Source organism: Vibrio hannami (assembly GCF_029589055.1).
In the GTDB taxonomy this organism is placed as follows: Bacteria; Pseudomonadota; Gammaproteobacteria; order Enterobacterales; family Vibrionaceae; genus Vibrio; species Vibrio hannami.
The window spans coordinates 2148230-2173273 of sequence record NZ_JARQZP010000007.1 but is presented as its reverse complement, the minus strand read 5'-3'; the positions used below and the strand labels follow the sequence as shown (position 1 = coordinate 2173273).

Genomic DNA, 25044 nt, shown 5'->3' with positions numbered 1-25044 from the left:
CCTGTGTTTTGACTAACTTCTCTTCACGACTCAAAAAAGTCGCTAACAATCCAGAAAGTTTCAGAAAATTTGTACGTGGCGTTGAGCGTGAATCTCTACGATACAAAGATGACGGACGGCTGGCACTTACGCCACATCCTGAAGGCTTAGGCTCTGCGCTAACGAATAAGTGGGTCACAACCGATTTCGCAGAATCACTATTAGAATTTATTACACCGGTTTCTAATGATGTCGATGAGCTGGTAGGTCAGCTGTCGGATATTCATCATTTTGCTATCAAGCAGATGGGCAACGAGAAGCTTTGGCCTCTGTCTATGCCTTGTTATGTTGAACAGGAAGATGACGTTACCCTAGCGCAATATGGCTCTTCTAATACTGGGAAGATGAAAACACTTTACCGTCAGGGGCTTAAAAGCCGTTACGGTAGCATGATGCAGATCATTTCGGGTGTTCACTTTAATTTCTCTTTCCCAGAATCTATGTGGGATAGCTTATACGGCGAACAAAGTGAAGCAGAGAGACAACAAACTAAGTCCGATGCGTACTTTAGCCTTATCAGAAACTACTATCACTATGGCTGGTTGATCCCTTATCTGTTTGGTGCATCCCCTGCCTTATGTAGCTCTTTCCTGAAAGATCAAGAGAGTAACTTACCTTTTGAAGAGCTAGGACACACCAAATACCTGCCTTATGCGACATCTCTTCGCTTGAGCGATCTTGGCTATACAAACAGCGCTCAGAGTGAACTTAACATAGGGTACAACAACCTGGAACACTTCCTTGATGGCCTGGATAAAGCGATTAAAACGCCATCAGAAGAGTTTGCGAAGATTGGAATTAAGGTTGATGGTGAGTACCGTCAGCTGAACAGTAACGTACTTCAGATAGAGAACGAGCTATATGCGCCTATCCGGGCGAAACGTGTAGCGCGTCCGGGAGAGAAACCATCTGAAGCTCTGCATCGCGCTGGCGTCGAGTATATTGAAGTTCGCTCTCTGGATGTTAATCCATTCAGCCCTATCGGTATCACAAGAGAGCAGGTTCGATTCCTGGATCTATTCTTGACCTGGTGTCTGATTAAAGATGCCGATACGGTTTGTAGTTCAGAGCTGAGTTGTTGGAAAGACAACTGGAACAAAGTGATCCTTGAGGGCCGCAAGCCAGGTTTGATGCTGAGAGAACTAAAAAATGGCTGTGATGGAAAAGTACTCTCTTTGCATGACTACACTAAGCAGATATTCCGAGACCTGGAAGAGATCGCGTCTGAAATGGATAAAGCGATTGGTGGTACTAAATATGCGGATACCTGTTCAATACTACAGACCTGGATTGATAATCCTGAGCTAACTATTTCCGGTCAGCTTTTAGATAAGACAAAGGAAAGCGGTGGCATTGGTGAATTTGGTAGCCAGCTAGGTGATAAGTACCGACAGGCTCACTTAGCCCAGGAATATAATGTATACTCCGAAGCAATGATGCTTGAAGAAGCAGAAAACTCGCTAGCTGCTCAAAGAGAGATTGAGCAGTCAGATACGGTTAGCTTTGATGATTATCTGGCTGATTATTTTTCGTATCTGAACGATTAACGAAGTTTGACTGAAATAACCTGAATTAAAAAGGTGGAGAAAGGCAATGCCATTACTAGATAGTTTTACCGTTGACCATACACGCATGAATGCTCCAGCGGTACGAGTAGCAAAAACAATGCAGACTCCGAAGGGTGATACGATTACTGTATTTGACCTACGTTTCTGTGCTCCAAACAAAGATATTCTTTCTGAGCGTGGTATTCACACTCTGGAACACCTATATGCAGGTTTTATGCGTGCACACCTGAATGGCAGTGATGTAGAGATTATCGATATATCACCAATGGGCTGTCGTACTGGTTTTTACATGAGCCTAATTGGAACACCATCTGAGCAGAAAGTTGCTGATGCATGGGTAGCTGCAATGGAAGATGTTCTTAAGGTAGAAGACCAGAATAAGATTCCTGAGCTGAACGAATACCAGTGTGGTACTTACGAAATGCACTCTCTGGAAGATGCTAAAGCGATTGCACAGGGTATCCTTGATGCAGGCGTATCTCTTAATAAGAATGATGAACTGGCTCTACCAGAGTCTATGCTGCAAGAGCTAAAAGTAGACTAATCCAGTTCCCGTCTCGCTCCCATGCGGACTAAAACTCCTCGCTTCCACGCGGGAGCGTGGGAACTAGGTGCTGATTATTTCTTACTCCCATCCTGACTGAAACTCCTCGCTCCCATGCTCTGCGTGGGAGTGTATACAGAAGGTTAGTATTACTGGAAAGATATAGTCAGATATGAATTCCCACGCGGGAGCGTGGGAACTAGAGGTAGGTGGTTATTTCTTTTCTGCAGGATATACCTTCACCATACTGATTTTGTTTTCTGTAAACTCGATAATTTCCATCGCATGGTTCTCTATATTAATGCTGAGCTGGCTTTCAGGAATATCCTCTAAATGCTCTAGAATAAGGCCATTGAGTGTTCTTGGCCCGTCCGTTGGCAGATCCCATTTTAGACCTTTATTGATGTCCCGGATATTGGCACTACCTTCGATCATAAAGCTGCCATCGTTTTGCGGAGTGATCTCATCAGACAGGCTCGGTGTTATAGATGTAGTGAACTCACCAACAATCTCTTCCAGAATATCCTCTAGAGTAACAAGACCGATGATGTCACCGTATTCATCAACAATAAGGCCAATACGCTCCTTATTTCTCTGGAACTTGAGCAACTGGACATTGAGAGGGGTTGCTTCTGGAATAAAGTAAACTTCGTCAGCAGCACGCAACAGAGTCTCTTTAGTAAACTCGTTTTTTTCCAGCATCAGACGATAAGACTCACGCAAGCGCAGCATACCAACCACTTCGTCTATCTGATCCCGGTAAAGTACAATCTTACCGTGAGGGGAGTGCGTTAGTTGGCGAACGATCGATTTCCAGTCGTCGTTAATGTCAATTCCTGTTATCTCGTTTCGGGGAACCATAATGTCATTTACGGTGACATTCTCCAGATCCAGAATTGACAACAGCATGTCCTGGTGACGTCTTGGAATAAGTCCACCTGCCTCGTTTACTACTGTTCTTAGCTCTTCTGAGCTCAATGGATCTTCAGCACCATGGTTGGCTTTAACACCGAGTAGGCGTAAAAAACCATTAGTGATTAGGTTAACCAACAGAACAAGAGGTGACAGGATCTTCATCAGAAGTGATAAAACGATGCTGCTGGCGTATGACACTTTTTCTGGGTAGAGAGCCGCAAGAGTTTTTGGAGTTACTTCAGCAAATACCAGGATAACCAGTGTTAACGCACCTGTTGAGATAGCAACACCAACATCACCATAGATTCGCATACCAAGGATGGTAGCGATTGCAGAAGCTAAAATATTGACCAGGTTGTTGCCGATAAGAATAAGACCAATGAGACGGTCTGGACGATTGAGAAGTTTTTCAACTCGTTTAGCACCTTTATGCCCTTTGCCGGACAAGTGCTTAAGTCTGTATCGGTTCAGAGACATCATCCCTGTTTCTGAACCAGAAAAATAACCAGATATAACGATCAGACAAGCTAGCAGGGCGAACAAAATGCCCGTTGATATGTCATCCAAAGTTGGAGTTTCCTTTTAATAATCCTGCTCAATTAATGACCTAATTAATTGAGGCTGTCAAATAGATTTAAGTCGTAGATGGAGGTTAGGAGAGAATAATCTCACTAACAAAGCGGCTGCCAAAATAGGCGAGAGTTAATAAACAGGCACCCGCCATCGCATACCAGGTAACCTTTCTACCACGCCAGCCTTTCTGGTAGTGTCCCCAGAGTAGAACTGAGTAGACGACCCAGGCAACCATGGAAAGGATTGCTTTGTGAGCTTTTCCCTGTGCGAACATATCTTCAAGGAAGATAAAGCCAGAGACTAGAGTCAGGGTTAACAGACCTGTGCCGATAAGAATGATACGGAACAGTTGACGTTCAATTTTCATCAATGGTGGTAGGTTAGGGTTTATCGCCATCGCTTTTTTGGTCTTAAGCTTGTAATCAAGCCAGGCTAGCTGAAGGGCGTATAAGGCACCGATAGTAAGTGTTGCGTATGAAAACAGTGCTAGTGAAATATGTATCAAAAGGCCCGGGTTATTTTCAAAGTGCATCACCATGGTTCCCGGCAGGAACGCCGACGCAAGGATGTTAAGAGCTGAAAAGCTGTAAACTACCGGGAGCAAAAACCATAGCCGCGTTTTAAGCATAGCTATGCTCATTACCAGAGAAATAATAAAGCTTATAACTGAGGCAACGTTAAGAATGCTAAGATTCTGGCCAGTTACGCCCTCAGTATGAATTAAGTCATGAAGTATCCAGGCATGAAAGAACAGCGCAAGCAATGCACTAATAAATACAGTTTTAGTCCTAATTCCTGTCTGGTGCGCCAACCCCGGTACGATCATACCGATGGAAAGGGCGTATAAAATAGCGGCAACAATTGCGATTAAACTGTCCATGCTTTCCGAAATAGTTTCAATTAATTAATAGATTATAACGCGGTTCCTGAAGATGGGCTATGCAGGTTTTTGTGAGAGAGCAAAGAAATCAGCCAATTTAAATGCACATTTTGATTGATCATCCGCCAGTGGGGTATACTCTCTGCAATTATTCGCTGTGCGAAATCGAATTGACCGAAAGAGACAGACATGTTTGAGAATTTAACGGATAGACTATCCAGTACGCTGAAAAATATCAGCGGTAAAGGTCGCCTCACAGAAGACAATATTAAAGAGACGCTACGTGAAGTGCGTATGGCACTTCTTGAAGCGGACGTCGCTCTTCCTGTTGTACGTGACTTTATCAAAAGAGTTAAAGAAAGCGCGGTAGGTATCGAGGTTTCTAAATCTCTGACTCCAGGGCAGGAGTTCATCAAGATCGTTCAGTCGGAACTGGAAGGTGTGATGGGCGAATCCAACGAAGCATTGGATCTGGCTGCACAACCGCCGGCAGTTATTCTGATGGCAGGTCTGCAGGGTGCAGGTAAAACCACCAGTGTTGGTAAGCTTTCTAAACTCCTTAAAGAGCGTGACAAGAAGAAAGTACTTGTCGTGTCTGCCGACGTTTACCGCCCTGCGGCGATCAAACAGCTGGAAACTCTGGCATCGGATATCGGTGTTGAGTTCTTCCCTTCTTCAGCTGACCAAAAGCCAATTGATATCGCTAATGCAGCCATCGATCACGCTAAGAAAAAATTCTTTGATGTACTGATTGTCGATACAGCGGGTCGTCTTGCTATCGATGAGCAGATGATGGGAGAGATTCAGGATCTTCACACTGCGATAAACCCAGTCGAAACCCTGTTTGTTGTCGATGCAATGACAGGTCAGGACGCGGCGAATACAGCGAAAGCATTTGGTGATGCGCTGCCACTTACTGGTGTGATTCTTACCAAAGTCGATGGTGACGCGCGAGGCGGTGCTGCACTGTCTGTTCGCCATATTACAGGTAAGCCAATCAAATTCCTTGGTGTCGGTGAAAAGACCGATGCGCTGGAACCTTTCCACCCTGATCGTGTTGCTTCACGTATTCTTGGTATGGGTGATGTACTTTCTCTTATCGAAGACCTTGAGCGTAACGTTGATAAGAAGAAAGCAGAAAAGCTGGCTAAGAAGTTTAAAGAGAAGAAAGGCTTTGACCTTGAAGACTTCCGTGAGCAACTTGGTCAGATGCAGAACATGGGTGGCATGATGGGCATGATGGATAAACTTCCAGGCATGAACAACCTACCGGCAGATGTAAAAGATAAAGTTGACGACAAGATGTTTAAGCAGATGGAAGCAATCATCAGCTCAATGACAATGAAAGAGCGTCAGCGCCCTGAGATTATCAAAGGCTCACGTAAGAAGCGTATCGCAGCGGGTTCAGGTGTCCAGATCCAGGATGTAAACCGCTTGCTTAAGCAGTTCACTCAGATGCAGAAGATGATGAAGAAGATGCAGAAGGGCGGCATGAAAGGCATGATGCGCAACATGCAAGGCATGATGGGAGGTATGGGCGGTATGGGTGGCCCAGGCGGATTTGGACGTTTCGGACGATAAACCTAAAGCAGTAGCTCGGGGCTCCCCGAACTATAGGTTACAAATGCAACTAAAAAGCACGAATGGTTTGACCTTCGTGCTTTTTTTGTTAGCAGCAGTGCTCGTTCCCACGCTCCTGCGTGGTAATGCATACAACAACTAGAACTAGCCTGCGTAACTTAACTAGAAATGATTTAAGTCCGATATGCATTCCTACGGAGACCGTGGGGAACGAGATACTTTTATTATTTATCACCGCCTATTTTTTATCCCACCCACATCACATTTTGCTTGCAAAACATCCCAAGAAGAGTAAAATTCCGGGGCTTTAAATTGGCACGAGGCCCCAGGAAGCTACTTCTTTGGGGTTTATTTTATTATTGAGAAAGCAAAGAGGACGATATGGTAACCATTCGTTTGGCACGTCACGGCGCTAAGAAGCGTCCATTTTATCAAATCGTAGTTGCAGATAGCCGCTTCGCTGCTACTGGTCGCTACATCGAGAAAGTTGGTTTCTTCAACCCAACTGCTCAAGGTCAGGAAGAAGGTCTACGTCTAGACCTAGACCGCGTTAACCACTGGGTTGGCGAAGGTGCTTCACTATCTGATCGCGTTGCTAAGCTAGTTAAAGACGCTCAAAAAGCGGCTTAATTGGTCAGTAACCGAATTATGTCGAAAGAAGGAAAAGAGACGATGAGCGAGCAAAACGAAAAAATGGTAGTCGGCAAGTTTGGCGCTACTTATGGTATTCGTGGTTGGCTTAAAGTTATTTCTTTCACAGACGACGCTGAAAGTATTTTTGATTACAGCCCATGGTTTATTAACCAGAAAGGGCAGTGGGTTGAATATAAAGTAGAGAGCTGGAAGCGCCACAACAAAGGTTGGGTAGCTAAGCTTGAAGGACTGGATGTGCGTGAGGAAGCTCACCTACTGACAAACTTCGAAATCTCTATCAACCCAGATTCATTACCAGAGCTGTCAGAAGATGAGTTCTACTGGCGCGAATTGTTTGGTATGCAAGTGGTAACAACCAAAGGTTACGATCTTGGTACTGTTACCGATATGCTTGAAACCGGTTCAAACGATGTTTTGGTTGTGAAGGCGAATCTTAAAGATGCTTTTGGTCAAAAGGAACGTTTAATTCCGTTCCTTGAAGAGCAGGTGATCAAGAATATTGATCGCGAAGCTCAACGGATCGAAGTTGACTGGGATCCTGGATTTTAACTCCGCAGTGGAGCGTTAGAACGATGTGGGTTGGCGTAATAAGCCTATTTCCTGAAATGTTCCGTTCAATCACTGAATTTGGAGTTACAGGTCAAGCGGTTAAAAAAGGTCTTTTGTCAGTAGAGACATGGAATCCTCGAGATTTCACTCATGACAAACATCGAACAGTCGATGACAGACCTTACGGTGGCGGTCCTGGTATGTTAATGATGGTACAGCCTTTGCGCGATGCTATTCATACTGCCAAGAAAGCTTCACCGGGAAAGACGAAGGTAATCTATCTTTCTCCTCAAGGTCGCAAGCTCGACCAGAAAGGGGTGGAAGAACTGGCAACAAATGAGAACATGCTTCTGATTTGTGGTCGTTACGAAGGGATAGATGAACGCATCATACAATCTGAGGTTGACGAAGAGTGGTCAATTGGGGATTTTGTGATGACGGGTGGCGAACTGCCAGCCATGACGTTAATTGATTCAGTATCAAGGTTTATACCGGGCGTACTTGGAGATTTTGCGTCAGCAGAGGAAGACTCTTTTGCAAATGGCTTGTTAGATTGTCCACACTATACCCGTCCTGAAGTGCTGGATGGAGAAGAAGTACCAGGTGTACTGAAATCCGGAAACCACAAGGACATTCGTCGCTGGCGACTAAAACAGTCGTTAGGCCGTACTTGGCTGAGAAGACCAGAGCTCCTGGAAAACCTAGCTCTGACTGACGAACAGGAACAATTACTGGCTGAGTTCATTAAAGAACATAAAGTTAAGTAACCTATTTATATTAGTATCAGTTTATTCTAGGAAATTTAAAAATGAGTAACATCATCAAAGCTCTTGAAGAAGAGCAACTGAAATCAGACCTTCCAAAGTTCGCACCAGGTGACACTGTTGTTGTTCAGGTTAAGGTAAAAGAAGGTGATCGTGAGCGTCTACAGGCTTTTGAAGGCGTTGTAATCGCTGTACGTAACCGTGGTCTACATTCTGCGTTCACTGTTCGTAAAATCTCGAACGGTGAAGGTGTTGAACGTACGTTCCAAACTCACTCTCCAATGGTTGATAGCATCGAAGTTAAACGCCGTGGTGCAGTACGTCGTGCCAAGTTGTACTACCTACGTGAGCGTTCTGGTAAGTCGGCTCGTATCAAAGAGAAGCTTGCTAAGAAGTAATGCTAAACCAGCATTTCTCATAAAGAAGAAGGGGTTCCGGTTGGAGCCCCTTTTTTTGTCTTTGATTTTAAGCTGGTTATTTTTCACAATAGCCGCTTTGTCGGTGCTCATTTACTATCGTAAACTCCGCGCCTCCTCATTGCTCTTGCAAAAAATCTCTGCGCTTAATTCTCAAAGTTTATTCTAAGCATTCATTTCCACAGGTAGCATGGGAACTAGAAAAGTTTGTTTTAGTTGCGGGACTAGCAAAATCGTCATTCCTGCGAAGGCAGGAATCTGGTTTCAAAGTTGAATAGATCCCTGCCTTCGCAGGGATGACGTGACTAGTGTATATCTGTGTACGCTCCCGCGTGGTAATGCATACAAGAGCTACTATTTTACGAGATGGGTTAGTGATATGTGATTGATTAGTGGGGTATTAATTCCCACAGGGACCGTGGGAACTAGAAGTAGTCTGTGCGATGTAGAAGTATTGGGCAAGGCTACTGTAACCTGTAACCTGTAACCTTAGTAAGTATCCTCAGACCAGCCGTCTGAGTCGGACATATCCGGAGCGCCTGGAATAGAATTCTCTTCATCAGCCCAGTCGCCGAAATCTATCATCTGGCATTTCTTGCTGCAGAAAGGGCGGAACTTGCTCTCTTCAGTCCACTCAACTTCGCTCTGACAGGTTGGGCATTTTACTACTGTAACTTTAGGCATATCCGCTTCCTTACTTCTTCTTTGCTACTTTCTTTTTCGCTTTTGCGCCAGCTTTTTTCTTGTCAGCTGCTTTTGCTTTTTCTTCTTCTTAAATACTGGTTTTTTGTGTTTAGGACGCATGCCCTCAACAAAACGCTCTTTGATATCTTCTTTAGTATAACGGGCAATTCTGTCCATCATTGGCTGATCGTGAGCTTCTACAATAGAAAGTGCGCTGCCTTTTTTACCAGCACGAGCAGTACGGCCAATACGGTGCAGATAGACATCAGCAGTGCGAGGCAGGTCGAAGTTGATCACGTGAGAAACGTCCGGCAAGTCGATACCACGAGCGGCTACGTCGGTTGCTAAAAGCACGTTTACTTCTCCATCGCGGAAGCGACGAATAGCGTTGTTACGTCTGTCTTGTGGCATTTCACCCTGAATCCAGCTACATGGGATCTGAGCACTTTCCAGTTGAGCTCTCAGATCTGCCAGACGCTCACGAGTTTTCAGGAAAATAATTGAACGTTCAGCTTGTTCAGTAACGATATGCTTTAGAAGCTCTAGCTTATGCTCCATGCTGTCTGCACGGTGATACCATTGAGTGATTTTTTTGCGTTCTCGACGTGAAGGTTGAGCATCAATCTCTGCTGGCTCTTTTAATAGATCCGCTGTAAAGCCTTCAACACCGCGTCCTTCAAGCGTGGCTGAGAAAAGAAGAGTCTGTTTACGCCAGCGACATTCTGCAGAAAGGCGATCGACAACCGGGCCAAAGCCCATATCCAGCATGCGGTCTGCTTCATCAAGAATTAGCCATTCAATTGCGCGGCAATCAAAGCGTTCTGCTTCGATATACTCCATCAGGCGACCAGGTGTTGCTACTACGATATCCTGAGTCTTTGCTAGAATATCTGCGTGTTCCTGATACTGTACGCCACCAGTGATGGTGAATACTTTAAGACTTGTGTTCTTCGCCAGAGCCTGTGCCTGCTCAGAAACCTGCATTGCAAGTTCACGAGTTGGTGTAAGGATTAATACACGAGCAGGGCCGGCTTTACGGCGTGGAAAGTCTAATAGATATTGTAGAGCAGGCAGTACAAATGCTGCGGTTTTACCTGTACCGGTTGGCGCAGATGCCAGAATATCCCGGCCATCTAGTGCTTGTGGAATTGCCTCCGCCTGGACTTGAGTAGGACGATCAAAACCAATATCTTTGATGGCATCCAGCAGTTCAATATCCAATTCCAGTTCTGCAAAATTTCTGATCACTATAAGATCTCCGCAAGCATTTAGTTAATATGGGGGGATAACGAACTCTTCGCTATCTCAAACAGACCGCGCATTATAAAGGATCTTCACCAATACTACATCTTTAAATAGAACGACTTTGTCAGTTCAACAAATGAATCTGTATACCCTTCTGAATTTCTTATTGTTATCTCTGTTTCTGATAAGGGTCGTTTGGTTGGAGATAGTTCGATAAGCATTCTATTGGTTTCTTTGGTTTCAGTTGATTTAACCGCGCAAAGAGATGTGAGATACCAGCCCTGCTTCTTCGCCACTTCAATGAACTGCTCTCCCTCAGTGACAGGAAGTATAAAGCTTGCGTTTCCGGTAACCGTAAGCAGTTCAAGACACTTAGTCAGCAATTTCTGATGATCGAGGCTATCTGCGTGTCTGGCGGTTGCTCTCTGCTGGTTTTGCGATTGTTCACCAGATAAAAAATAGGGTGGGTTACACACTATGCAGTCGAATTTTTTGCCTGGGGAGAACTCAAGAATATTTTGGTGTAGCAACTCGATTCTGTCTGACCAATGGCTTGCTTCAAAATTGATGTTTGCTGCTTTGACTGCTCCGGCATCGATTTCAATAGCGGTGATCATAGATGCAGGAAACCGTTGAGCGCACATAAGGGAAAGTAAACCTGTACCGGTACCAATATCCAACACATGGCTTTTTTCTTGGGGGCAATGGAACCACGCCCCAAGTAAAACCCCATCAGTGCTTACTGGCATTCCAGATAAACCTCCGTAAATTGAGAATTTTTTGAATTTAAAATTTTTTGTTCTTTCTGTCTGTTTTTGCATGATGTTCTGTAATTAATGAAAAACCGAGTGCATGTTCTTGGTTTATTGTTGGAATATTGAGATTTTATTCTGGTGAATTATGTTTGCTTGATATTGATGGTGTAATTCTTTATTCCAGATAAAATTCCATATATGGTTATATATTCGAGCTATTTGTGGTTTTTATAGTTATATATTTCAAATTTTCACTGTCTATTGATAATTAGTTAGAATTTATACATGATCCCTTACCCTGAATTGGTCATATATTCCAATGCTTGAATAAATGACAATATTTTATATAAGGGTAACAAATGAAACAAAGCCTTAAATTTTTTGATGTAATTGCTGTCGGCTTTATGCTGTTTGCCTTTTTCCTTGGCGCGGGAAATATCATTTTTCCACCGCTAGCAGGCCAATTAGCTGGCGATAATGTGCTACCAGCAATGTTTGGTTTTCTGTTTACTGCGGTAGGTCTTCCTCTGGTTACCATTATTGCTATTGCAGTTGCAGGGGGAACCTGGCAACAGTTGACAAAAGATCTGCCCAAGCAAGCCGCAACGCTAATTGCTGTTCTAATCTTTATTATTATAGGTCCTGCTTTTGCAGCTCCGAGAACGGGTCTAGTTGCTTATGAAATGGCGATTAAACCTTTTCTTTCTGAAGCAGGTCAGTTTGATCTTGCTATATTTTCGGTGTTGTTCTTCTCGGTTGCAATGTACTTTGCCTGGTCACAGGGAAAACTGATCGACATTATTGGTAAAGTGCTTACTCCAGCATTGTTCGTCGGGTTAGTTGTTCTTGCTGTATCTGTGTTTGTAAACCCGCAAGGCGACATTCTGGCAGCTCAGGGAGAATATCAATCGCAACCACTGACAAAAGGCTTTCTTGAAGGCTATAACACTATGGATACGTTTGGTGCCTTGATGTTCGGTATGCTTATCGTAGACGTATTGCGCAAGAAAGGAATTACTGAACAGAAAGCAATGACTAAGTATTTGACTATGGCTGCGATCATTGCGGCATCTGGCCTAGCATTTGTTTATATTTCACTGTTTTATCTTGGTGCAACCAGCACAGAAGTTGCAATGAATGCAGACAATGGTGGTGTGGTTCTGAGCCAGTATGTCCAGGCTCTATTTGGACCATCCGGACAGCTTGTTCTTTCGGTTATTGTGCTTTTAGCATGTCTGACAACAGCGATTGGGTTGGTTTCCGCATGTTCAGATTACTTTAGTTCTCTGACGCCAGTGCCATACAAAACATGGGTTGTCATTAATGGAGTTGCTTGTGCAACAGTAGCAAATGTAGGTCTGTCTCAACTAATTGCTTTTTCGGTACCAGTATTATTTGCACTTTACCCTGTCGCGATAGCACTCGTGACGCTGACATTTTTAGAAATCGCCTTCCAAATGCTCAGCTAGCTTACCGTGTAGTTCTAGGTGTTTCACTGTTGTTTGCGTTAATTGATGCAGCAAAAATTGTAGGTATTAATGTGGCAGCTTTTGATGTGTTGCCTCTGTTTAGCTATGGCATGGGGTGGTTGCTACCAACGGCACTTACACTAATTGCTATGTTTTTTGTGCCAAGTCGTGCACGGAGCCTTACTCAGAAGGCTGCATAATAGATTGGTACGCACCGATACAGTAAGCCCGACTCTATGTCGGGCTTTGTTTTAGATGCTGCTTGAATACTCTGTTAGGATCTGTTCACACCAGATAGCGATTCTTTCATCACTCAACTCATATTGGGAATCCTCATCCAGAGCTAAGCCAACAAATTTAGAGTCATTCTCAATAAGAGCTTTGGATGCCTCAAACTCGTAGCCTTCGTTTGGCCAGTAACCTATAAACCTGGCACCAGTTGGTTTCAACTCATCGTGAAGCATGCCCATGGCATCTAAATACCATTCACCATAGCCTTCCTGATCGCCAAGACCAAACAAGGCAACAAACTTACCATTTAGCGAAACCTTGCCAACCTCTGGCCAGATATCATTCCAGTCTTCCTGTATTTCACCGAAGTCCCAGGTTGAGATACCAAGTATCAGGAACTCATACTCTTCCATTTTAGATAGTGGCGTATCTTTAACATTATAGATATCAACCAGTTCTTCTCCGATGATAGCGCGAATTTTTTCCGCAGCCATTTCGGTATAGCAGGTAGTAGAACCGTAGAAAAGTCCGATTTTCATAGAATTGGGCTTGTTATTTCAAAGGGTGATAGTCAGGATTTTACCGATAATTTAGGTGTTAACAAGTGAGATTAGCTAGTATTTTAGGCTCCTCTGACATACTCTTGCCATTGGGGATGTCATACTCCAATACTGATAATATCTAAGAACATAAAATAAAATACATGCTAAATAGTCAGGTGCTGGTGGAGCAATTTCTGGATTCCATGCTTCTTGAAAACGGCCTCTCAGAGAATACATTATCTTCATACCGCAATGATCTGAATAAACTGTTGCAATGGATGAAAGACAAAGAATACACCCTTCATTCAATAAGTGCTGAGAACCTGCAGGATTATCAAGCCTGGTTGCTGGATAAGAAGTATAAGCAGACGTCCAGAGCGAGAATGCTTTCTGCAATTCGAAGGTTGTTCCAGTATATGAACCGTGAACAGGTGCGAGAAGATGATCCTAGTGCGCGATTGATATCGCCTAAGTTGCCAAAAAGGTTACCCAAAGATTTATCGGAGGCTCAGGTTGAAGCCTTGTTAGATGCTCCGGATCTGAATAATCCCATAGAGCTTCGTGATAAGGCGATGCTTGAGCTGCTCTATGCTACAGGACTTCGCGTTACCGAACTGGTTAGCCTTACCATGGAAAATCTGAGCCTAAGGCAGGGTGTTGTAAGGATCATAGGCAAGGGAGACAAAGAGCGACTGGTTCCTATGGGAGAAAACGCCGTCGATTGGGTTGAAACTTTTATTCAAAAAGGTCGGTCTGAATTGATGGGGGAAAAAACCTCGGATGTCGTTTTTCCAAGTAGCAGGGCAAAGCAGATGACTAGACAAACGTTCTGGCATCGAATTAAACATTATGCAGTGATTGCTGGAATTGATGCAGATTCACTTTCTCCTCACGTTTTGAGGCACGCTTTTGCGACACATCTATTGAATCACGGAGCAGATCTCAGAGTTGTCCAGATGTTGTTAGGGCATAGTGACTTATCAACAACCCAAATTTATACTCACGTAGCTAAGGAAAGGCTGAAGCAAATCCACAAAGAGCATCACCCCCGAGCTTAATACAAAATTATAAGGTGAATTTCATGAGCGTTTTACGCCGATTATTATTTGTTGTTTCTCCGTTTTTAGTTGTTGCTTGCACTGAAGCAGAGGAACCAAACATTGCCCAAGGTTCTGAAACTGAACAAGTAGTCGAAGTTGTATCTGCAGCTATTCCCGGAGTTGATGAAGAATCAATCAAGAAACACTTCGAAGGCGTGGGTGTTGAAGTTAAAAGTATTGAAGAGACTGCGATTGCTGGGCTCGTTCAGGTCTCAACAACCGGTGGTGTCGTTTATGCGGATCCTAAAGGTGAACATTTTATTTCCGGTACATTCTTCTCGTTTGATGAAAATGGTCGCCCGGTAGATGTGTTGGCCGAGAAACAGGCTCCGTTGAACGCTGCTAAGATTGAGAAGTTTGCAGACGATATGATTGTTTATAAGGCTGAAGATGAAAAGTATGTTGTAACTGTCTTTACCGATACCACCTGCACATATTGTGTAAGACTGCACAGCCAGATCCAGGGCTACAATGATCTAGGCATTACGGTTCGCTATCTGGCATACCCACGTCAGGGACCAAATGGGAGTGTTGCAGAGCAGATGGCAAAGATCTGGTGTTCAGCAGACCCAGCAAAAGAGATGCATTCAGTGAAGCTTGAAAACAAGTTTGCAACTGAGGTTGAGGATTACGCTCAATGCCAGCAGAAAATTTCTGACCAGTATTATCTGGGTCAGCAGTTAGGCATTACTGGTACACCTGCGATCTTCCTTCCAGACGGTAAGTTAGTGGCAGGTTATATGCCACCTGCTGGTTTATATCAACGCTTAAACCAGATGTAATCTGGGTTACAGGTTACAGGTTACAGGTTACAGGGTTCCCGCTATTGTGGAGCCCTGATTTATTTAATAGTTCAAAATTGCCGATCATATGATAGAAATTACTCGCCGTAGCGAAGTGGATTTATCCCTTCTTTCCGACTCAATCCCGCCGTTACTAAAGCGTATCTATATTAGTCGCGGCATTACTTCTGCCGAGCAACTCGACAAATCCGCTCGAGGGCTTATTTCTTATCAGAAGCTGAATGGAATACAGAAAGCTGTGGAGTTACTACTTCACTCTATCGAGAACGATAAGCGAATCATCGTCGTAGGAGATTTTGACGCCGATGGAGCGACGAGTTCTGCTCTTTCAGTGGTTGCTTTGCGTAGTCTGGGATGTAAGAGCGTTGACTATCTGGTGCCAAATCGTTTTGAAGATGGCTACGGGCTGAGTCCGGAGGTGGTCGATCAGGCTATCGAGTATCAGGCTGACGTGATCATGACGGTTGATAACGGAGTTTCTTCTATTGAAGGTGTTCGTTATGCCAAGTCTAAAGGAATTCAGGTCATAGTTACCGACCATCACCTTCCGGGGCTGAGCTTCCCGATGCTGATGCTATGGTCAACCCGAACCTTGAAGAGTGTCATTTCCCATCCAAATCTCTGGCGGGTGTCGGTGTTGCTTTTTATCTGATGATGGCGCTTCGGGCACATATGCGTGCTCTTAACTGGTTCCAAAACAACGGCGTTCAGGAACCAAATCTGGCAGAGCTGTTGGATTTGGTCGCTCTGGGTACGGTTGCGGATGTGGTCCCCCTTGATGAGAACAACCGCATCCTTGTTCATCAGGGACTACAAAGAATCCGCGCCGGCAAAGGCAGACCCGGTATTCAGGCATTGATTGAAGTCGCTAAACGAGACGCAAGGCGCTTAGTTGCTGCTGATTTTGGCTTCGCGCTGGGGCCACGAATTAATGCAGCGGGTCGTTTAGATGATATGTCTTTCGGTGTTGAACTACTGATGAGCAACAACATCCATGCTGCCCGCAGAATGGCCAATGAACTGGATGGTCTGAACCAGACCAGAAAAGAGATCGAAGAGGGCATGAAGCAGGAGGCGATGGCGTTCTGTGAAAGGCTTCAGTTTGGTGAAGGAAGCGAATTACCTCACGGGCTTGCACTATTCCAGCGTGACTGGCATCAGGGGGTTATCGGTATTTTGGCATCGAGGATCAAAGAGCAGTTTCATCGTCCGGTGATTGCATTTGCTGATGGTGGTGATGGCTATATCAAAGGATCATGCCGTTCGATTCCGGGGCTGCATATGAGAGATACTCTGGATCTGATCGATAAGCAGCATCCGGGGATGATCCTCAAGTTTGGCGGTCACGCCATGGCTGCAGGCTTAACCATCAAGGAAGAGAGCTTTAATCAGTTTGCATCTACGTTTGATCAGGCGGTGCGTAAAGAGCTTGATGAAACCGCGCTAAAAGGAGTTATTCTTTCAGACGGTGAACTTCAGCCTGAAGAGTTCTCAATGGCAACAGCTGAACAGATCAGAAGTGGTGGCCCATGGGGGCAAAATTTCCCGGAGCCGGTATTTGATGGTGAATTTAAGGTTCTGCATCAGAAACTGGTTGGGGAAAAGCACCTGAAATTGATGGTTGAGCCGCTGTTTAAAGGCTATCCGACCAATCTTACTTTAGATGCTATCGCCTTCAATGTTGACTTACGCCGTTGGCCTGATGCTTCAGTAAAAACAGTAACCCTCGCTTACCGACTGGATATTAACGAATTCCGTGGCAATCAATCACTTCAGCTGATGGTTGAGCATATCGAAGCGAAGTAGCTTTCTATTTCTGTTTAAGTCTTTACTTGCGGGAAAGCTCAGGCTTTTCCGTAGAAAAATTCCTGTATCTTCGTCACATTTTTGAGTAGAATTCTCCGGTTAAATTCTACTCATAAATACAGACTCAAAATGTTTGAAATCAATCCAATTAAAAACCGCCTGCAGGACGTGACTGAACGTACGAATGTCCTTAGGGGGTATCTTTGACTATGACGCTAAGAAAGAGCGTCTTGAAGAAGTAAATGCCGAACTAGAACAACCGGATGTGTGGAACGAACCTGAGCGTGCACAGGCGCTGGGTAAAGAGCGTTCTTCACTGGAAGCAGTTGTAGAGACTATCGATCAACTTGATCAGGGTGTCGACGACGTTGACGGCCTGCTAGAGCTTGCTGTAGAAGCTGAAGATCAGGAAACCTTCGATGAGATTGAACCGGAACTCGCTGAGCTTGAAGCTAAGCTAGAGAAGTTGGAATTCCGTCGTATGTTCTCTGGAGATCATGATTCATCTGATTGCTATATCGATTTGCAGTCGGGCTCAGGTGGCACCGAAGCTCAGGACTGGACTTCAATGATGCTACGTATGTACTTGCGTTGGGCTGAAGCGAAAGGCTTTAAAGCTGAAGTGATCGAAGTTTCAGAAGGTGATGTTGCTGGTCTTAAGTCTGCCACAGTTCGAATCGCAGGTGAGTATGCTTATGGTTGGCTACGTACTGAGACAGGTGTACACCGTCTGGTTCGTAAGTCTCCGTTCGATTCTGGCGGTCGTCGTCATACGTCATTTGCTTCTGCATTTATCTATCCAGAGATTGATGACAACATTGCGATTGATATTAACCCGGCCGATCTACGTATCGACGTATACCGTGCATCGGGTGCTGGTGGTCAGCACGTAAACACCACCGAATCTGCGGTACGTATTACTCACTTGCCAACTAACACCGTTGTACAGTGTCAGAATGACCGCTCTCAGCATAAGAACAAAGATCAGGCGATGAAACAGTTGAAAGCAAAACTGTTTGAGCTTGAACTCCAAAAGCAAAATGCTGAAAAACAAGCAAACGAAGATGCTAAATCTGATATCGGCTGGGGTAGCCAGATCCGTTCTTACGTATTGGATGATTCACGCATCAAAGATTTACGCACCGGCATTGAGAACCGTAACACACAAGCGGTACTTGACGGTGACCTGGACAAATTTATCGAAGCTAGCCTGAAATCAGGCTTATAAGCGCACTTTAAGGGTATAAAACAATGACTGAACAGGTTCAACAGCCAGAACTAAACGAACAGGAAGAGAACAAGCTGATTGCTGAGCGTCGCGCTAAACTGGATCATATCCGTAAGAGCTGCAAGGCAAATGGTCACCCTAATGATTTTCGCCGTGACAGCCTAGCTGGCGATCTTCAGGCGCAGTTCGGTGAAAAAACCAAAGAAGAGCTGGAAGAGCTAAACAAAACTGTTGCTATCGCTGGTCGTGTAATGGCGAAGCGTGGTCCATTCCTTGTTATTCAGGAAACTTCTGGCCGTATACAGGCTTACGCTGCTAAGCCTGTACAGAAAGAACTTAAAGAAAAGTATCAGGGCCTTGATATCGGTGACATCATCGGTGTTAAAGGTGCACTGCACAAGTCTGGTAAAGGTGATCTTTACGTAAACATGGAAGAGTACGAACTGCTGACAAAAGCACTTCGTCCACTACCTGAGAAATTCCACGGTCTGACTGACCAGGAAATGCGTTACCGTCAGCGTTATGTTGACCTGATTGTAAACGAAGATTCTCGCACAGCGTTTATCATTCGCTCTAAGCTGGTTTCTGCTATCCGTAACTTTATGAGCTCTAAGCAGTTCCTGGAAGTTGAAACACCAATGATGCACGTTATCCCTGGTGGTGCAACGGCTCGTCCGTTTATCACTCACCACAACGCGCTGGATATCGACATGTACCTACGTGTTGCTCCAGAGCTATACCTGAAGCGTCTGACGGTTGGTGGATTTGATCGCGTATTCGAAATCAACCGTAACTTCCGTAATGAAGGTCTTTCTCCGCGTCATAACCCTGAATTCACTATGATGGAATTCTACATGGCGTACGCAGACTACCGTGACCTGATGGATCTTACTGAAGAGATGCTAAGCACGGTGGCTCAGGAAGTACTTGGTTCAACAGCTATGCCTTATGGTGAAGAGACTGTTGAGTTTGGTGGTACTTATGCACGCATGAGCATGTTCGAAGCTATCAAACACTACAATCCGGATCACGCTGAAATTCAGGCTCTGACAGAAGAAGATCTTCAGGACCGTGAGAAGATGGTTGCTATCGCTAAGTCTGTTCACGTAGAAGTAGAAAGCTTCTGGACATGTGGTCAGCTTCTTGAAGAAATCTTCGGCGAAACAGCTGAGCCTCAGCTAATTCAGCCAACGTTCATCACTGGCTACCCGGCGGATATTTCTCCTCTGGCTCGCCGTAACGATGAAAACCCGTTCTTTACAGATCGTTTTGAATTCTTTATCGGTGGTCGTGAAGTGGCTAACGGCTTCTCTGAGCTTAACGATGCAGAAGATCAGGACGCACGCTTTAAGGCGCAGGTTGCAGCGAAAGATGCTGGTGATGATGAAGCGATGTACTATGATGCAGACTATATCACTGCTCTGGAGCACGGTCTTCCGCCAACAGCTGGTCAGGGTATCGGTATCGATCGTCTGGCGATGCTGTTTACTAACACTCACACTATTCGTGATGTTATCCTGTTCCCGGCGATGCGCCCACAGGGTTAATATATAACAGTCAGATTACATCTCGCTCCCATGCTTCTGCGTGGGAGTGAATATCAGACTTAAAGTTGTAAGCCAAAGTATCGATCTTTGGCTTATTTTTTATCTATCCCTACTACTCGCTTGTATCTGACCTCCCGTTAGCTGACAGCAGACAGCGCTATATGCTATAAATGTCGACCAGATGAAATGAAGAGAACTTTGCAGTGCGCTTATTCAGCTTAGGGCTATTTTTGCTCCTTTCCTTCCTGGTTTACTCCCTTGTCTGGGGTAAAAATGGTGTCCTGGATTACCTGGACGTATCAAGTGAAATTGAAGTTCAAAAGACAGTTAACGCAGGGCTTCAGGAGCGTAATGATGAGATGTTTGCCGAAATCGATGATCTAAGACAAGGGTTGGATGCAATCGAAGAGCGTGCGCGTCATCAGCTCGGTATGGTTAAAGAAGGGGAAACCTTCTACCGAATCGTTGGCGATACATCGAGTAAAAACTAAATAGATGAAGCTTGTGACAAATAATAAATATTACGCCGTTGTACCAGCTGCTGGTGTAGGAAGCCGAATGAAAGCCAACCTACCTAAGCAATATCTGAAACTGCACGGAAAAACCATTCTGGAACATACGATAGATAAATTGTTGTCTCATCCGGAAATCACTTCGGTGGTGGTAGCGGTTAGCTCAACGGATCCTTATTTTTCAGAGCTTCCGATTGCTCAGGATCCAAGAGTAATAAGAGTGGATGGTGGAGAAGAAAGAGCGGATTCAGTGCTTTCGGCTTTACGTTATCTGTCTGAGAATGTAGACAACCAGAATGATTGGGTGCTAGTGCACGATGCGGCAAGGCCATGTGTTGCTCTGGACGATATCAATCAGTTGATAGACGTGGTTTCGAAACACCCTGTTGGTGGAATTCTTGCTGCGCCAGTCAGAGATACCATGAAGCGTGGAAATGACGAACAGGATATTGATTCAACGGTAGACCGAAACAATCTTTGGCACGCGTTAACCCCACAGATGTTTAAAATTAAAGAGCTTAGAGATGCACTGGAACAGGCTCTAGATGCAAATGTCGTAATTACTGATGAAGCCTCAGCAATGGAGTCCATTGGCCTAGCGCCAAAGCTGGTTGCCGGGCGAACTGACAATCTAAAAGTAACTCAGCCGGAAGATCTTGCTCTGGCAGAGTTCTATCTGAGCAGAGAGAAATAAACATGATAAGAATTGGTCATGGTTTTGATGTACATAAGTTTGGCGGCGAAGGGCCGGTAATTATCGGTGGTGTTTCTGTTCCTTACGAACAGGGATTAATCGCGCACTCTGATGGAGATGTGGCTCTGCACGCGTTAACGGATGCCTTGCTTGGCGCTATTGCCGAAGGTGATATCGGCAGACACTTTCCTGATACAGATGAAAAATGGAAAGGTGCAGATAGTCGAATGCTAATGCGCGAAGTGTACAGGCTGGTTCAAGAAAAAGGTTATCAGGTAGGAAACCTGGATGTGACCATAATAGCCCAGGCTCCAAAGATGCTGCCATATATCCAAAGTATGCGCGAAGCGATTGCTACTGATTTAGATACGGATATTTCCAATGTCAACGTCAAAGCAACAACAACTGAAAAATTGGGTTTCACAGGCCGCAAAGAAGGTATTGCCTGTGAAGCCGTTGTTCTACTAACGAAGAAATAATTAATGACTGATATTCTGTCTGATTTGGCTTACTTACACGGAAAGCCAGATATTAAAGCGGCCATTAAAGCGGCTCCAGAACACTTTATTGTAAAAGAAGTTCTTGGTTTTGACTTCACTGGTTCAGGTGAACACCTGATGGTGAGAATTCGCAAGAGTGGTGAGAACACGACTTTTGTAGCCAATGAAATTGCTAAGGTATGCCGCATTAAGTCCAAGGATGTTAGCTGGGCTGGCCTTAAAGATCGCCACGCTATCACTGAGCAGTGGCTGAGCATTCACCTTCCTAAAGGGGATGCGCCCGATTTCTCAGCGTTTGAAAAGCAGTACCCAAATATCCAGATTCTTGAAACAACTCGCCACAACAAGAAGCTCAGGCCCGGCGATCTTTCAGGAAATGATTTTGAGCTAGTGCTTTCTGAAGTGTCTGATGTTGATTCCGCTGAAAAGAGAATCAAACAAATCATGGAGTCAGGGGTGCCTAACTACTTTGGTGCTCAGCGCTTTGGCCGTGAAGGGAATAACCTGATCGAAGCAAGGCGTTGGGGCAGAGATAATGTCAGAACCCGCAACCAGAACAAGCGCAGTATGATGCTTTCTACCGCACGCTCCTGGATATTTAACCACATTGTGTCTGACAGAATTGAACAGAATCTGTTTGATAAGCTGATTGAAGGAGATATTGTTGTCGTGGATGGCAGTGAAAAGCAGGTAATTGAATCTGATATCGCTAGCTTGATGCCGTCGTTACAAAATGGTGAAGTGGTGTTGACTGCCGCTCTGGCTGGGGACAATGAACTACCGACTCAATCAAATGCAAAAACGATAGAACAGAAGGTTGTGGATGCAGAACCCGACCTGATGGCGTTGATTCGTGGTAACCGTATGCGTCATGACAGACGTGAGGTAGTGCTGAAGCCTGATAATCTCAATTATGTAATTGACGAAAATAATATTAAACTACAGTTCTCACTCTCATCAGGCAGTTTTGCAACGTCGATAGTTCGTGAAATTGCTGACGCGATTGAAGCAGAAAGAGATTATTCAAACTAAAGCTTTCGGCTTATCGGGCTTGAAAGGACACGAGTCCAAGAGTGATGATGGCCAAAATGGAAACAGATTAATGAAGATATTACTAAGTAATGATGATGGTGTTCATGCTGAAGGGCTAAAAGCTCTGGCTGATTCGTTATCTGATTTGGCTGAAGTTATCATTGTTGCACCAGACAGAAACCGTTCCGGTGCATCTAACTCGCTAACACTAGAAAGTCCGCTTCGCGTTAAGCAACTCGATGATAATGTCTATTCCGTTCAGGGAACGCCGACAGATTGTGTTCATTTTGCATTAAATGAGCTGATGAAGGACGATTATCCGGATCTTGTTCTTGCTGGTATCAACCACGGGGCAAATCTGGGCGATGATGTGCTTTATTCTGGTACGGTTGCTGCTGCAATGGAAGGACACTTTTTGGGAGTGCAGTCCGTTGCATTTTCATTAGTTGGTAATCAGAACTTTGGTACAGCAGGAAGAGTCGTCCGTGATATCGTTGAACAGCATATAAAATCACCGATTCCTACTAATCGTCTTATTAATGTTAATATTCCTGATGTTCCATATGAAAGCTTAAAAGGAACTCAGGTGACGAGACTAGGCGCGCGTCATCATGCTGAGAACATGATTAAGCAAAAAGATCCAAGAGGTCATGAGGTGTATTGGTTAGGTCCCCCAGGTAAAGAGCAGGATGCTGGTGAGGGTACTGACTTTTATGCAATTGAGCATAATATGGTTTCTATCACACCGATGCAGGTCGATCTTACCGCTCATGAATCATTGGGCAGTATGAGTAATTGGTTAAAAGGTTAATATTCATGAATAACGTTCAGGTGAACAGCCTGATTGATTTTTTATCTTCCAGTGGCATACAGGACTCACGTGTTCTGGACGCGATTCGCAGAGTGCCGAGGGAACGATTTGTTTCAGAAGCGATGATGCATCAGGCATATGATAATAATGCATTGCCTATCGCTCATGGTCAGACAATTTCACAGCCATATATTGTGGCTAAGATGACTGAGCTTCTGGAGCTAAAATCCGACAGCAAGGTGTTGGAGATTGGGACTGGCTCTGGTTACCAGACGGCGGTTCTCGCACAATTGGTGGACAAGGTTTTCTCTATGGAGCGAATAAAAGCGCTGCAATGGGAAGCGAAAAGACGACTGAAGCAGTTAGATATCTATAACGTATCTACCAAGCATGCAGATGGGTGGCTTGGGTGGCCGGGTAATGCGCCTTTTGATGCGATCTTAGTTACGGCTGCAGCTTCGGAAGTACCATCCGCTCTTCTTGAACAGCTTGCTGAAGGTGGACGCCTTATTGTGCCTGTTGGTGGTGAAGAGCAGCAATTATTGAAAATAGTAAAAAATGGTGAAGAGTACCTGTCTAGTATTGTCGAGCAGGTACGCTTTGTTCCTTTAGTAGCGGGTGAGTTAGCGTAATTGGATGACTGCTTCGAAGAAAACACTCCTGGCTTGTAGTTTTCTCAGTGTTCTTTTAGTTGGATGCACGGCGCTCTCCCCTGCGCCTGTGTCCAGCGTGAAAAAAGACTACCGCTCGATAGAGCGAGGCAGTTATCGTGGCAGTTACTATGAAGTACAAAAGGGCGATACCCTCTATTTTATCGCCCACGTCACAGATAAAAATGTAAACGACATCATTCGTTACAACAATCTCTCCAAACCTTACATTATACATCCGGGTCAAAAACTTCGTCTGTGGCTCCCTGCCTATGACGCGCCTGCATATGGTGGAAATGGCGCCGGAGATTCGGCAAAGACTGGTGGTGCCGTTGCTGTAGCATCGGTGGCGAGTGCAACGGCGGCTTCAACTGCTACTTCAAAAACAGCTAATCCAAAAAGTGCTAATTCACCGAAGACTAATAAACCAACTTCAAAAAATTCATCTTCAGCTAAAAATACCCCTAAAAATAATGTTGATCAGAATGGATCAAAGGAGTATGTTGGTGGTAAACAAAATGTTAAAAAACCTGTAGCCAAGTCGAAATCTCAGAATACTAAGGTAGCGAAATGGTTATGGCCAACTAAAGGGAGAGTAATAAGAAAGTTCTCAACTGGAGACCAGGGAAATAAAGGCATTGACATAGCAGGGCAGCGAGGTCAGTCAGTTATTTCTACCGCCGGAGGTACTGTTGTTTATTCCGGTAATGCACTGCGCGGATATGGTAATTTAATAATTGTTAAACATAATGATAACTATTTAAGCGCATATGCTCACAACGATCGTTTGCTAGTCTCAGAAGGACAAAATGTAAAAGCTGGTCAGACAATAGCCACTATGGGCAGCTCTGGAACAAACAGTGTAAAACTGCATTTTGAAATTCGATATCAGGGCAAGTCGGTTAACCCGCAGAGGTACTTGCCATAGATTTATTTAATCGGGTATATCAGC

General features: G+C 44.6%; 24 protein-coding genes and 2 pseudogenes. 20 read left to right on the top strand and 6 right to left on the bottom strand.

Features of this window, described 5'->3' with window-relative positions; all coding sequences use genetic code 11:
* The first annotated feature begins 8 nt into the window (after positions 1 to 8).
* Positions 9 to 1586 (top strand): glutamate--cysteine ligase, encoded by a 1578-nt coding sequence (gshA, locus tag P7F88_RS24450; RefSeq protein ID WP_277829119.1) that lies wholly within the window; start codon positions 9 to 11, stop codon positions 1584 to 1586.
* 46 nt (positions 1587 to 1632) lie between these two features.
* A complete protein-coding gene (gene luxS / locus P7F88_RS24445) occupies positions 1633 to 2151 on the top strand; it encodes an S-ribosylhomocysteine lyase (RefSeq protein WP_277829118.1) in 519 nt (172 codons plus the stop codon).
* 213 nt (positions 2152 to 2364) lie between these two features.
* On the opposite strand, the gene P7F88_RS24440 is transcribed toward luxS, so the two are convergent.
* Both P7F88_RS24440 and P7F88_RS24435 read right to left on the bottom strand, forming a co-directional pair.
* Positions 2365 to 3633 (bottom strand): HlyC/CorC family transporter, encoded by a 1269-nt coding sequence (locus P7F88_RS24440; protein WP_277829117.1) that lies wholly within the window; start codon positions 3631 to 3633, stop codon positions 2365 to 2367.
* Positions 3634 to 3718: 85 nt separating this feature from the next.
* Positions 3719 to 4519, bottom strand: coding sequence for a cytochrome C assembly family protein (locus P7F88_RS24435; RefSeq protein WP_277829116.1), 801 nt, complete (start codon positions 4517 to 4519; stop codon positions 3719 to 3721).
* A 189-nt stretch (positions 4520 to 4708) separates the two neighbouring features.
* Here P7F88_RS24435 and ffh point away from each other — a divergent pair, with 189 nt between their 5' ends.
* The 5 genes from ffh (at position 4709) to rplS (ending at position 8465) form a co-directional block, all read left to right on the top strand.
* On the top strand, positions 4709 to 6100 hold the full coding sequence (ffh, locus tag P7F88_RS24430) for a signal recognition particle protein (protein ID WP_277829115.1): 1392 nt from the start codon (positions 4709 to 4711) through the stop codon (positions 6098 to 6100).
* A gap of 381 nt (positions 6101 to 6481) precedes the next feature.
* Positions 6482 to 6730, top strand: coding sequence for a 30S ribosomal protein S16 (rpsP, locus tag P7F88_RS24425; RefSeq protein WP_275130227.1), 249 nt, complete (start codon positions 6482 to 6484; stop codon positions 6728 to 6730).
* Positions 6731 to 6748: 18 nt separating this feature from the next.
* Complete coding sequence (rimM, locus tag P7F88_RS24420) at positions 6749 to 7303, top strand: ribosome maturation factor RimM (RefSeq protein WP_277829114.1); 555 nt, start codon at positions 6749 to 6751, stop codon at positions 7301 to 7303.
* A 23-nt stretch (positions 7304 to 7326) separates the two neighbouring features.
* Positions 7327 to 8070 carry a tRNA (guanosine(37)-N1)-methyltransferase TrmD gene (trmD, locus tag P7F88_RS24415; protein ID WP_277829113.1) on the top strand — a complete coding sequence of 248 codons (744 nt, stop codon included), beginning with the start codon at positions 7327 to 7329 and terminating at the stop codon, positions 8068 to 8070.
* A 41-nt stretch (positions 8071 to 8111) separates the two neighbouring features.
* Positions 8112 to 8465 (top strand): 50S ribosomal protein L19, encoded by a 354-nt coding sequence (rplS, locus tag P7F88_RS24410; protein WP_277829112.1) that lies wholly within the window; start codon positions 8112 to 8114, stop codon positions 8463 to 8465.
* A gap of 507 nt (positions 8466 to 8972) precedes the next feature.
* Here the strand turns inward: rplS and yacG are convergent.
* The 3 genes from yacG to P7F88_RS24395 all read right to left on the bottom strand — a co-directional run bounded on the left by yacG (position 8973) and on the right by P7F88_RS24395 (position 11233).
* The gene (gene yacG, locus P7F88_RS24405) at positions 8973 to 9167 is read right to left on the bottom strand and encodes a DNA gyrase inhibitor YacG (RefSeq protein ID WP_277829111.1); all 195 of its coding nucleotides are present in this window, start codon (positions 9165 to 9167) and stop codon (positions 8973 to 8975) included.
* A gap of 24 nt (positions 9168 to 9191) precedes the next feature.
* Positions 9192 to 10415: an ATP-dependent RNA helicase SrmB gene (srmB, locus tag P7F88_RS24400; RefSeq protein ID WP_277829110.1), complete on the bottom strand. Its 1224-nt coding sequence runs from the start codon at positions 10413 to 10415 to the stop codon at positions 9192 to 9194.
* 95 nt (positions 10416 to 10510) lie between these two features.
* The gene (locus tag P7F88_RS24395) at positions 10511 to 11233 is read right to left on the bottom strand and encodes a tRNA1(Val) (adenine(37)-N6)-methyltransferase (RefSeq protein ID WP_277829109.1); all 723 of its coding nucleotides are present in this window, start codon (positions 11231 to 11233) and stop codon (positions 10511 to 10513) included.
* Between the two features lie 293 nt (positions 11234 to 11526).
* On the opposite strand from P7F88_RS24395, the pseudogene brnQ reads away from it, so the two are divergent.
* Positions 11527 to 12836 (top strand): annotated as a pseudogene (gene brnQ, locus P7F88_RS24390) (branched-chain amino acid transport system II carrier protein).
* 51 nt (positions 12837 to 12887) lie between these two features.
* Here the strand turns inward: brnQ and fldB are convergent.
* Positions 12888 to 13406 (bottom strand): flavodoxin FldB, encoded by a 519-nt coding sequence (fldB, locus tag P7F88_RS24385; RefSeq protein ID WP_277829108.1) that lies wholly within the window; start codon positions 13404 to 13406, stop codon positions 12888 to 12890.
* Between the two features lie 164 nt (positions 13407 to 13570).
* Between fldB and xerD the strand changes: the two genes are divergently transcribed.
* The 12 genes and pseudogenes from xerD to P7F88_RS24325 all read left to right on the top strand — a co-directional run bounded on the left by xerD (position 13571) and on the right by P7F88_RS24325 (position 25020).
* Positions 13571 to 14467 (top strand): site-specific tyrosine recombinase XerD, encoded by an 897-nt coding sequence (gene xerD / locus P7F88_RS24380; protein WP_277829107.1) that lies wholly within the window; start codon positions 13571 to 13573, stop codon positions 14465 to 14467.
* Between the two features lie 23 nt (positions 14468 to 14490).
* Positions 14491 to 15291: a thioredoxin fold domain-containing protein gene (locus P7F88_RS24375; protein WP_277829106.1), complete on the top strand. Its 801-nt coding sequence runs from the start codon at positions 14491 to 14493 to the stop codon at positions 15289 to 15291.
* An 88-nt stretch (positions 15292 to 15379) separates the two neighbouring features.
* Positions 15380 to 17118: pseudogene (gene recJ, locus P7F88_RS24370) on the top strand (single-stranded-DNA-specific exonuclease RecJ).
* Positions 17119 to 17247: 129 nt separating this feature from the next.
* Positions 17248 to 18346 (top strand): peptide chain release factor 2 gene (prfB, locus tag P7F88_RS24365; RefSeq protein WP_277829105.1). Its coding sequence is split into 2 segments (ribosomal slippage): positions 17248 to 17322 and positions 17324 to 18346, totalling 1098 coding nucleotides; the frame shifts between segments, so codons are not numbered across the junction.
* Positions 18347 to 18369: 23 nt separating this feature from the next.
* Positions 18370 to 19893: a lysine--tRNA ligase gene (lysS, locus tag P7F88_RS24360; RefSeq protein ID WP_277829104.1), complete on the top strand. Its 1524-nt coding sequence runs from the start codon at positions 18370 to 18372 to the stop codon at positions 19891 to 19893.
* Between the two features lie 203 nt (positions 19894 to 20096).
* Positions 20097 to 20384 (top strand): cell division protein FtsB, encoded by a 288-nt coding sequence (gene ftsB, locus P7F88_RS24355; RefSeq protein WP_277829103.1) that lies wholly within the window; start codon positions 20097 to 20099, stop codon positions 20382 to 20384.
* A gap of 4 nt (positions 20385 to 20388) precedes the next feature.
* Entirely contained in the window at positions 20389 to 21099 is a 711-nt protein-coding gene (gene ispD / locus P7F88_RS24350) for a 2-C-methyl-D-erythritol 4-phosphate cytidylyltransferase (RefSeq protein ID WP_422128518.1), read from the top strand.
* 2 nt (positions 21100 to 21101) lie between these two features.
* Positions 21102 to 21578 carry a 2-C-methyl-D-erythritol 2,4-cyclodiphosphate synthase gene (ispF, locus tag P7F88_RS24345; protein ID WP_277829101.1) on the top strand — a complete coding sequence of 159 codons (477 nt, stop codon included), beginning with the start codon at positions 21102 to 21104 and terminating at the stop codon, positions 21576 to 21578.
* A gap of 3 nt (positions 21579 to 21581) precedes the next feature.
* The gene (gene truD, locus P7F88_RS24340) at positions 21582 to 22631 is read left to right on the top strand and encodes a tRNA pseudouridine(13) synthase TruD (protein ID WP_277829099.1); all 1050 of its coding nucleotides are present in this window, start codon (positions 21582 to 21584) and stop codon (positions 22629 to 22631) included.
* Between the two features lie 70 nt (positions 22632 to 22701).
* Entirely contained in the window at positions 22702 to 23442 is a 741-nt protein-coding gene (gene surE / locus P7F88_RS24335) for a 5'/3'-nucleotidase SurE (RefSeq protein WP_277829097.1), read from the top strand.
* A 5-nt stretch (positions 23443 to 23447) separates the two neighbouring features.
* Positions 23448 to 24074: a protein-L-isoaspartate(D-aspartate) O-methyltransferase gene (locus tag P7F88_RS24330; RefSeq protein ID WP_277829095.1), complete on the top strand. Its 627-nt coding sequence runs from the start codon at positions 23448 to 23450 to the stop codon at positions 24072 to 24074.
* Positions 24075 to 24078: 4 nt separating this feature from the next.
* Positions 24079 to 25020: a peptidoglycan DD-metalloendopeptidase family protein gene (locus P7F88_RS24325; RefSeq protein WP_277829093.1), complete on the top strand. Its 942-nt coding sequence runs from the start codon at positions 24079 to 24081 to the stop codon at positions 25018 to 25020.
* Positions 25021 to 25044 lie beyond the last annotated feature (24 nt).

Coding starts and splice junctions, on each gene's coding strand:
- luxS (WP_277829118.1), top strand. CDS start 1,633: ATGCCATTACTAGATAGTTTTACCGTTGACCATACACGCATGAATGCT.
- P7F88_RS24435 (WP_277829116.1), bottom strand. CDS start 4,519: ATGGACAGTTTAATCGCAATTGTTGCCGCTATTTTATACGCCCTTTCC.
- ffh (WP_277829115.1), top strand. CDS start 4,709: ATGTTTGAGAATTTAACGGATAGACTATCCAGTACGCTGAAAAATATC.
- rpsP (WP_275130227.1), top strand. CDS start 6,482: ATGGTAACCATTCGTTTGGCACGTCACGGCGCTAAGAAGCGTCCATTT.
- rimM (WP_277829114.1), top strand. CDS start 6,749: ATGTCGAAAGAAGGAAAAGAGACGATGAGCGAGCAAAACGAAAAAATG.
- trmD (WP_277829113.1), top strand. CDS start 7,327: ATGTGGGTTGGCGTAATAAGCCTATTTCCTGAAATGTTCCGTTCAATC.
- rplS (WP_277829112.1), top strand. CDS start 8,112: ATGAGTAACATCATCAAAGCTCTTGAAGAAGAGCAACTGAAATCAGAC.
- yacG (WP_277829111.1), bottom strand. CDS start 9,167: ATGCCTAAAGTTACAGTAGTAAAATGCCCAACCTGTCAGAGCGAAGTT.
- P7F88_RS24395 (WP_277829109.1), bottom strand. CDS start 11,233: ATGCAAAAACAGACAGAAAGAACAAAAAATTTTAAATTCAAAAAATTC.
- fldB (WP_277829108.1), bottom strand. CDS start 13,406: ATGAAAATCGGACTTTTCTACGGTTCTACTACCTGCTATACCGAAATG.
- xerD (WP_277829107.1), top strand. CDS start 13,571: ATGCTAAATAGTCAGGTGCTGGTGGAGCAATTTCTGGATTCCATGCTT.
- P7F88_RS24375 (WP_277829106.1), top strand. CDS start 14,491: ATGAGCGTTTTACGCCGATTATTATTTGTTGTTTCTCCGTTTTTAGTT.
- lysS (WP_277829104.1), top strand. CDS start 18,370: ATGACTGAACAGGTTCAACAGCCAGAACTAAACGAACAGGAAGAGAAC.
- ispD (WP_422128518.1), top strand. CDS start 20,389: ATGAAGCTTGTGACAAATAATAAATATTACGCCGTTGTACCAGCTGCT.
- ispF (WP_277829101.1), top strand. CDS start 21,102: ATGATAAGAATTGGTCATGGTTTTGATGTACATAAGTTTGGCGGCGAA.
- truD (WP_277829099.1), top strand. CDS start 21,582: ATGACTGATATTCTGTCTGATTTGGCTTACTTACACGGAAAGCCAGAT.
- surE (WP_277829097.1), top strand. CDS start 22,702: ATGAAGATATTACTAAGTAATGATGATGGTGTTCATGCTGAAGGGCTA.
- P7F88_RS24330 (WP_277829095.1), top strand. CDS start 23,448: ATGAATAACGTTCAGGTGAACAGCCTGATTGATTTTTTATCTTCCAGT.
- P7F88_RS24325 (WP_277829093.1), top strand. CDS start 24,079: ATGACTGCTTCGAAGAAAACACTCCTGGCTTGTAGTTTTCTCAGTGTT.